General features: G+C 68.8%; 6 protein-coding genes. 4 read left to right on the top strand and 2 right to left on the bottom strand.

All coding sequences use genetic code 11. The features are described 5' to 3' along the window. Positions 1 to 145: 145 nt before the first annotated feature. The 3 genes from QNJ67_08250 to QNJ67_08260 all read left to right on the top strand — a co-directional run bounded on the left by QNJ67_08250 (position 146) and on the right by QNJ67_08260 (position 3493). On the top strand, positions 146 to 649 hold the full coding sequence (locus tag QNJ67_08250; protein MDJ0608956.1) for a paraquat-inducible protein A: 504 nt from the start codon (positions 146 to 148) through the stop codon (positions 647 to 649). Next, entirely contained in the window at positions 646 to 1164 is a 519-nt protein-coding gene (locus tag QNJ67_08255; protein ID MDJ0608957.1) for an ankyrin repeat domain-containing protein, read from the top strand. Before QNJ67_08250 ends, QNJ67_08255 begins: the two co-directional genes overlap by 4 nt. Positions 1165 to 1522: 358 nt before the next feature. Continuing rightward, a complete protein-coding gene (locus QNJ67_08260) occupies positions 1523 to 3493 on the top strand; it encodes a hypothetical protein (protein ID MDJ0608958.1) in 1971 nt (656 codons plus the stop codon). A gap of 127 nt (positions 3494 to 3620) precedes the next feature. Here QNJ67_08260 and serA read toward each other — a convergent pair whose 3' ends face one another. Further along, positions 3621 to 5186 carry a phosphoglycerate dehydrogenase gene (serA, locus tag QNJ67_08265; GenBank protein MDJ0608959.1) on the bottom strand — a complete coding sequence of 522 codons (1566 nt, stop codon included), beginning with the start codon at positions 5184 to 5186 and terminating at the stop codon, positions 3621 to 3623. A 26-nt stretch (positions 5187 to 5212) separates the two neighbouring features. Further along, a complete protein-coding gene (locus QNJ67_08270; protein MDJ0608960.1) occupies positions 5213 to 6367 on the bottom strand; it encodes a phosphoserine transaminase in 1155 nt (384 codons plus the stop codon). A 143-nt stretch (positions 6368 to 6510) separates the two neighbouring features. Here QNJ67_08270 and QNJ67_08275 point away from each other — a divergent pair, with 143 nt between their 5' ends. Beyond that, a complete protein-coding gene (locus QNJ67_08275; protein ID MDJ0608961.1) occupies positions 6511 to 7149 on the top strand; it encodes a DsbA family protein in 639 nt (212 codons plus the stop codon). Positions 7150 to 7422: the final 273 nt, after the last annotated feature.

A 7422-nucleotide genomic window follows, 5' to 3' on the forward strand; every position in this document is an offset into this window, starting at 1 on the left:
GGCGGAACCCTGATCGCTTCTCGGACCTGCGCAGGATGGTCGGAAACCGCCGCCGCTGTCCAGCGCGCCCCACGCACCGCCTTGATCCGGGGCCGCCGCCGTTCCAGGTTAGGGTCGGCGCAACCGCAGGACGCTCGATTTAGGCATGAATCCCCGCTCCCTCGCCGCCACCGCCCGGGGCGCCGACCGCCTGATCGGCGGCGCCATGCTGCTGGCCGGTGTCCTGTTGCTGCTCGGCTGGATGCTGCCGATCATGACGGTCAGCCAGCTCTTCTTCCTCTCCGAGCGGGTCTCGATCCTCCAGGGCGCGATCGACCTCTGGCGCCACGGCGACTACTTCCTGGTCCTGGTCATCGTGTTCTTCTCGGTCGTCGTGCCGCTCGCCAAGCTCGGCGCCGCGATGACCCTCTGGTACCAGGCGGACGCCGGCAGCCCGGGGCTGCACCGCTGGATGGGCCGGCTCGAGCAGCTCGGCCGCTGGTCCATGCTCGACGTCTTCGTAGTGGCGCTGCTGGTGGTCGCGATCCAGGGCTCGCTGATCAGCGACGTGGTGCTCCACGCCGGCCTCTACGTCTTCTCGGCCGCGGTCCTCCTCTCGATCGCCGCGGTCCAGCGCATGGGCGTGCTGGCGCGCCGCGCGGCGGGATGACGGGGGACAGCCAGGACCGCCGCGCGCGGGCCATGGCGGCCGACGCGGCCTATCGCGCTGGCGACATGGCCGCGCTCCGCAAGGCCCTGGGCGAGCCGCCCGATTTCCCGAACTGCCGCCAGCCGCCGGAGCTGGGCGTCGGCAACCATCCGCTCGAATACGCGATCTATTGGAGCCCCCTCGCCTTCATCGAGGCGCTGATCGCCCTGGGCGCCGATCCCAACTACCCAGACGAGGCCGGCTTCCCTTCGCTGATCGCCGCGCTCTCCTCAGGCCGCCGCGACCGCTACGACCTGGTGCGGCTGCTGATCGAGAGCGGCGCCGATCTCGCCCAGCGAGGACTGAACGACTGGACCGCCCTGCACTACGCCGTCGCCCAGCGCGACCTCGAAGGCGTCCGGCTGCTCGTGGACCGGGGCGCCGACCCGACGCTCAGGACCCGCATCGACGACTGCACCACGCCCCTGGAAGACGCGGAAGCGATGGGCTTCGCGGAGGCCGTGGCGCTCCTGTAAAGCGGCGACTCCACTCGGACTTGAGCGGCGGCCCTGGCGGTGCTTAGGCTCGCGCTCGATGCGCTGGCGGATGTGTTCGGGATGCCAGTGGAATAGCGAGTGACGTCTTGATGCCGTCCAGCACCGGAGGTGCAACTCTGAGGTGGCCCGAGCTTGCCCCAACTCAGAAATGAGACGCCTATCGCCGTTCGGTGCTACCGTGCCACTGGAGGAGCCAACATGACCAGGAATGGGCACCAACGCTGGGCGATCGCAGAGAGTCGAACGAACGCGGCTGCGCGGCTTCATGGGCATTGTTTACGGCGGAAACGGCGACATCCATAAATCGCGGATGCATAAGCCAGAGTGGGGCTAGGTTTTGCGAGCAACGCAGAAACACCGGCAGCTGCTCGCGAAGCTTCGCTTCGAATTCGAGCAGCTGGTCCTTCGCGGTCTGAAGGCCCGTCTTCTGATCGCTGCGCTGATCGTGGTCGCGGTCGCATTGATCTTCGGCCTGCTGGTGGCTGCCTTGGACGAGGGATTCGCCGGTCCCGCGGACGCGGTGTGGTGGGCCTTCCTCAGGCTCACGGATCCGGGCTACCTGGGAGACGACGAGGGCGTCGCGCGGGCGACAATCTCGACCATCGTCACGCTGCTGGGCTACGTGGTGTTTCTCGGACTCCTCATCGCCATCTTGACCCAGTGGTTGGACCAGACCATCGAGCGGCTCGAATCGGGCGTCACCCCCGTCGCCCTCGCCGACCACGTGATCGTCCTCGGCTGGACCTATCAGACGGTGGCGATCGTCGAGACGTTGCTGCGGACCGGCGCTCGCGTGGAGCGCTTCCTGAAACGTCGCGGCGCGCAAGACCTTCGGATCGTCATCATGACCGACTGGGTGGATGCGGCGCGTCTCGAGCAGCTCCGCGAAGAGCTGGGCCCTGTGTGGGATGCGCGCCGCGTCCTGGTCCGTTCGGGAACGCCGCTTCATGTCGATCATCTCGAGCGTGTGGCCTTTCGCGATGCGGCGGTCGTGATCCTGCCGGGGGCCGGCTTCGCCGAGCGCAATCCCGAGCGCGTCGATGCCCTCACGATCAAGACGCTGGCGTCGATCTCAAGGTTCGCCAGCGAGTCCGGAACGCCGCCACCGTTTGCCGTCGCGGAGCTGTTCGATGCGCGGCGGGTCGAGGTGGCCAATCTCTCCTACCAGGGGCCGGGCGAGGCCATTGCTGCGGACGGCATGGTCAGTCGCCTCATCGCCCAGAGCGTGCGCCACCGCGGGCTGTGGAGCGTGATGTCCGAGCTCTTCATGGTCAACGAGGGCAATGCGATCTACCTGCACCCAGTGGAGGGACAGACTGGCGCGACATTCCGCAGTCTGCGCCGCCGTTTCCCGAAGGCGATTCTCCTTGGGTTCGTGCGTCCCGGCGAGCGCCGGCCGATACTCAATCCCGACCCCGAGACCGTGCTCGAGGCGGACGACCTGCCCGTGTTCATCGCCAGGTCCTTCGACGACTGCGTGCCCGGACCTGAAAAGACGATCGGTCCGGCGAGCGAGGCCGCCGCCGAGGCACTTCGTCCCCCGTCGGGCGGTGCCCGTCGCGTGCTGGTGCTCGGCTGGAGCCGCAAGGTGCCGGCGCTGCTGCGCGAGCTGGGGCGTTTCGGGGAAGACGCGTTCGAAGTCGACATCGTCTCGCGCACCTCGAGCGAGGTGCGCGAGGCCGGATTGGCGCGGGAGGGCTACAGAAGCTCGAGTGCGACGGTGAAGCAGATCGAGGCGGGCTTTTCCACGCCCGGCGTGATCGAGGGACTCGAGCCGGCCAACTACGACAACGTCATTGTGCTGGCGAGCGAATTGCTCGAAGAGAAGGAGCACGCTGACGCAGTCAGTGTTGTCGCCGCCTTGACGCTGCGCGGCCTGTTCTCGGACGAGGCACAGCGTCCCGAAGTTCTCGTGGAACTCCTCGACCAAGAGAACCAGTACCTCTTCCAGGGCGGAAGCGAGGACGTGATGGTCAGCCCCATGGTGGTGAGCTATCTGGTTTCTCAGGTCGCCCTGCGGCAGGAGCTGGCCAGCGTGTTCTGGGAGCTCACCAGGCCGTGGGGGTCACAGATGGTATTGCGGCAAGCGGACAGCTATCTCGGCGCGGACGGACCAGTGCGGTTCCAGGACATCCAGCGCGTCGCCGCGATGCGCGGCGAGATTGCCCTCGGATACAGACGGCCCGCGGAGCCGGAGCGCGGCCTCGCCTTGAACCCCGACCGTGAGATCGAGTGGTCGGTCGAGCCGGGAGACGAGGTGGTTATACTGACCACGATCGATGAGCCGGAGAACCAGCCGAAGGCCTGATACCAAAGGACATGGGTAACGGCCCATGAAACGGGTCATTATCCAGGTCCCTTGGCATTAATCCGTGTCTGGACGATTTGATGGATCGCCTCTGGCGGTTCAGTCAAACCCGGATCTGCTCTCAGCCCTAAAACCTGAGCGGCGCGGCCTGCTTGATGTGCGGCAGGGCGCGGACCTGGGCGAGCACCTTCGCGGGGATCGCCTGGTCGAGCTCGATCAGGGCGAGCGCCTCGCCGCCCGCCTCGGCGCGGCCCAGGTGGAAGGTCGCGATGTTCATGCCGGCGTCGCCCAGGGTGGTGCCGAGCGCGCCGATCAGGCCGGGCTTGTCCTCGTTGGTGATGTAGAGCATGTGGGCGCCCAGCTCGGCCTCGATCGGGATGCCCTTGATGCGCACCAGGCGCGGCTTGGTGCCGCCGAACAGCGTGCCCGCGACGCCGCGCTCCTGACGCTCGGTCGTCACGGTCAGGCACATCAGGGTCTGGAAGTCGCAGTCCCGCTCCAGCTTGATCTCGCGCAGCTCGATGTCCCGCTCGCGGGCAATCACCGGCGCGTTGACCATGTTGACCGAGTCGAGCATGGGCCGGAGCAGCGCGGCGAGCGCCGCCTGGGTCAGCGGCCGGGTGTTGAGCTCGGCGACATGGCCCTCGTACTCGATGGTGACGCCCTTGATGCCGGTCCGGGTCAGCTGGCCGGCGAAGGAGCCGAGCTGCTCGGCGAGCTCCATGTAGGGCTTGAGGCGCTGGGCCTCCTCGGCGGTCAGTGAGGGCATGTTGAGCGCGTTGGTGATCGCACCGGTCAGCAGGAAGTCCGCCATCTGCTCGGCGACCTGGAGCGCGACCTTTTCCTGGGCTTCGCTGGTCGAGGCCCCCAGGTGCGGCGTCGCGACCACCTGATCGAGCGCGAACAGCGGGTTCTCGCGCGCCGGCTCCTCGGCGAAGACGTCGAGCGCGGCGCCGGCCACGTGGCCGTCCTCGATCGCCGCCTTCAGGTCCTCCTCGACCACCAGGCCGCCGCGCGCGCAGTTGATGACGCGCACGCCCGGCTTGGTCTTGGCGAGCGCCGCGGCGTCGATGATGCCCCGGGTCTCGTCGGTCAGCGGCACGTGCAGCGTGAGGAAGTCGGCCCGCGCCAGCAGCGTGTCGAGGTCCACCTTCTCGACCCCGAGGTCGGCGGCCCGGTCGGGCGAGAGGTAGGGGTCGTAGGCGATGACGCGCATCTTCATGCCGAGCGCCCGCGTCGCCACGATGGCGCCGATGTTGCCGCAGCCGATCACGCCCAGCACCTTGCCGGTCAGCTCGACGCCCATGAAGCGGGACTTCTCCCACTTGCCGGCCCGGGTCGAGCGGTCGGCCGCGGGGATCTGCCGCGCCAGCGCCATGAGCAGGGCGATCGCGTGCTCGGCGGTGGTCACCGAGTTGCCGCCCGGCGTGTTCATCACCACGATGCCGCGCTTGGTGGCGGCGGCCAGGTCGATGTTGTCGACGCCGATGCCGGCGCGCCCGATCGCCTTCAGCCTGGTCGCGCCTTCGATCGCCTCCGCCGTCACCTTGCTGGCCGAGCGCACCAGGAGGCCGTCGGCCTCGGCCAGCTTGGCCGGTTCCAGGCCGTTGGAGATCTCGACCTCGAGACCGCGCTGGCCGAGGATCTCGGCGGCGAGCGGGCTCATCTTGTCGGATATCAGTACCTTCGGCATCGCCGGGTTCCCCCGTTCTTGTCGGTTCAGGCCTCGGCGAGCTGCCCCGCGCGGACCTTGGCGAAAGCCCAGTCGAGCCAGGGCAGCAGGGCCTCGATGTCGGCAAGCTCGACCGTCGGGCCGCCCCAGATCCTGAGCCCCGGCGGCGCGTCGCGGTAGGACCCGATGTCGAGGGCGGCACCCGCCTCGGCCAGCAGCTTGGTCATGGCCGGCGCGGTCTCGGCCGGGGCATCGGTCAGCTTGAGGCAGATCGAGGTGCAGGAGCGGGTCGCCGGGTCCTCGGCCAGGAAATCGACCCAGTCGCGCGCCGCGGCCCAGTCCGCCACCGCCGCCAGGTTCGCCTCGGCGCGGCCGATCAGCGCCGCGAGGCCGCCCTCGGCCTCGGCCCACGTCAGCGCGTCGACCTGGTCCTCGACGCAGAGCAGGGAGGGCGTGTTGATGGTCGCGCCCTGGAACAGGCTCTCGATCAGCTTGCCGCCCTTGGTCATGCGGAAGACCTTCGGTAGGGGCCAGGCCGGCTCGTGGCTCTCCAGGCGGGCGACCGCGCGCGGCGAGAGCGCCAGCATGCCGTGGGCCGCCTCGCCGCCCAGGGCCTTCTGCCAGGACCAGGTGACCACGTCGAGCTTGTCCCACGGCAGGTCCATGGCGAAGACCGCCGAGGTCGCGTCGCAGATCGTCAGCCCCTCCCGTCCGGCGGCGATCCAGTCGCCGTCGGGCACGCGGACGCCCGAGGTGGTGCCGTTCCAGGTGAAGACCGTATCGCGCCCCGGATCGACCGCGCCGAGGTCGGGCAGCCGGCCGTAGTCGGCCTCCAGCACCCGGCAATCGGCGATCTTCAGCTCACCGGTGATGTCCTTGGCCCAGGCCTTGCCGAAGCTCTCCCAGGCGAGCACGTCGACGCCGCGCGGGCCGAGCAGGGACCAGAGCGCCATCTCCACCGCCCCGGTGTCGGAGGCCGGCACCACGGCGAGGCGGTAGTCGAGCGGCAGGCCGAGCAGCGCGCGCGAGCGCTCGATCACCTCGACGATGCGCGTCTTGCCGGCGGCCGAGCGGTGCGAGCGGGCCAGCGGCGCCTCGGCGAGGGCCTCCGGCGACCAGCCGGGCCGCTTGGCGCAGGGACCGGAGGAGAACCTCGGGTTGCTTGGTTTCAGGGCCGGCGCGGTGGGGCCAGGATCAGCCATGGCCGCTTTGTCTCCAGTCCGTCTTGTGAGCGTCAGGCCGCGGACCGGCGGCCGGTCGCGCGGGATAGTAGGTATCATGTTGCAGTGCGTCAACGCGCGTGCGAGGTGACAGGAAGGACCGAAAACAACGGGAAGGCTTGGGGATGGCAAAGCGCGTCGAGGTCTTCTGGTCGCACCAGAGCCCCTACTGCTATTTCGCCCTCGACCGCATCCTCGCGCTCGACCGGCGCGCGGACGTCGAGGTCGTCCTTCGCCCGGTGCTGCCCGGGGTCCTGCGCATTCCCGAGGTCTTCCAGGACGCCACCGAGCTGGAACAGCGCTACTTCGATCTCGACGTCCGGAGGACGGCAGCCTTCCTGGGGCTGCCCTACGGCGAGGCTCGGCCCAATCCCGTCGCCTTCCAGCCCGGCACACTGTTTCGCGCCGCCGGGGCGCAGCCGCGGGTTCACCGGCTCTACCGCCTGACCGCGGCGGCCGACGCCGGGGGGCGGGGCTGGGCCTATCTCGATCAGGTGACGCGGCTGATCTGGGACGGCACCAGCCGCGACTGGGACCGGGGCCGAGCGCTCGACCAGGCCGCCGAGCGCGCCGGGCTCGATCCGGCGGCGCTCAATCGCGCGGCCGAGACGCGGGGGCCGGAGTTCGACCGCGGCTTCGCCGCCAACCACGAGGCCCTCCTGGCTTCCGGCCATTGGGGCGTGCCCACTTTCGTGCTTGAGGGCGAGCCCTTTTTCGGCCAGGACCGCTTCGACCAGCTGCTCTGGCGCCTCGGAGGGTGCTGAAAAAGTGCTCAGTCGGGACCATCACCCTTCGACACGCTCAGGGTGAGGGCGAAATATTTCAAGCATTTACCCTCATCCGCGCGTAGCGCCGGGCTGCGCCCCGTGTCGAAGGATGACGTCGATCAAGGGCTCCAGGCTTTTCTTGAGAGCCGATCTAGGCATCGCCCAGTGACTTCGCTCTAGTTGTGAGCTTGCAATAGGTTGTCCACTCGGCCCTGACCGAGGAAGCTGATGGTGCTGAAACATCCGTTTCCAAGGAGGAGCCGAATGGAC

This window comes from Kiloniellales bacterium (assembly GCA_030064845.1).
In the GTDB taxonomy this organism is placed as follows: domain Bacteria; phylum Pseudomonadota; class Alphaproteobacteria; order Kiloniellales; family JAKSDN01; genus JASJEC01.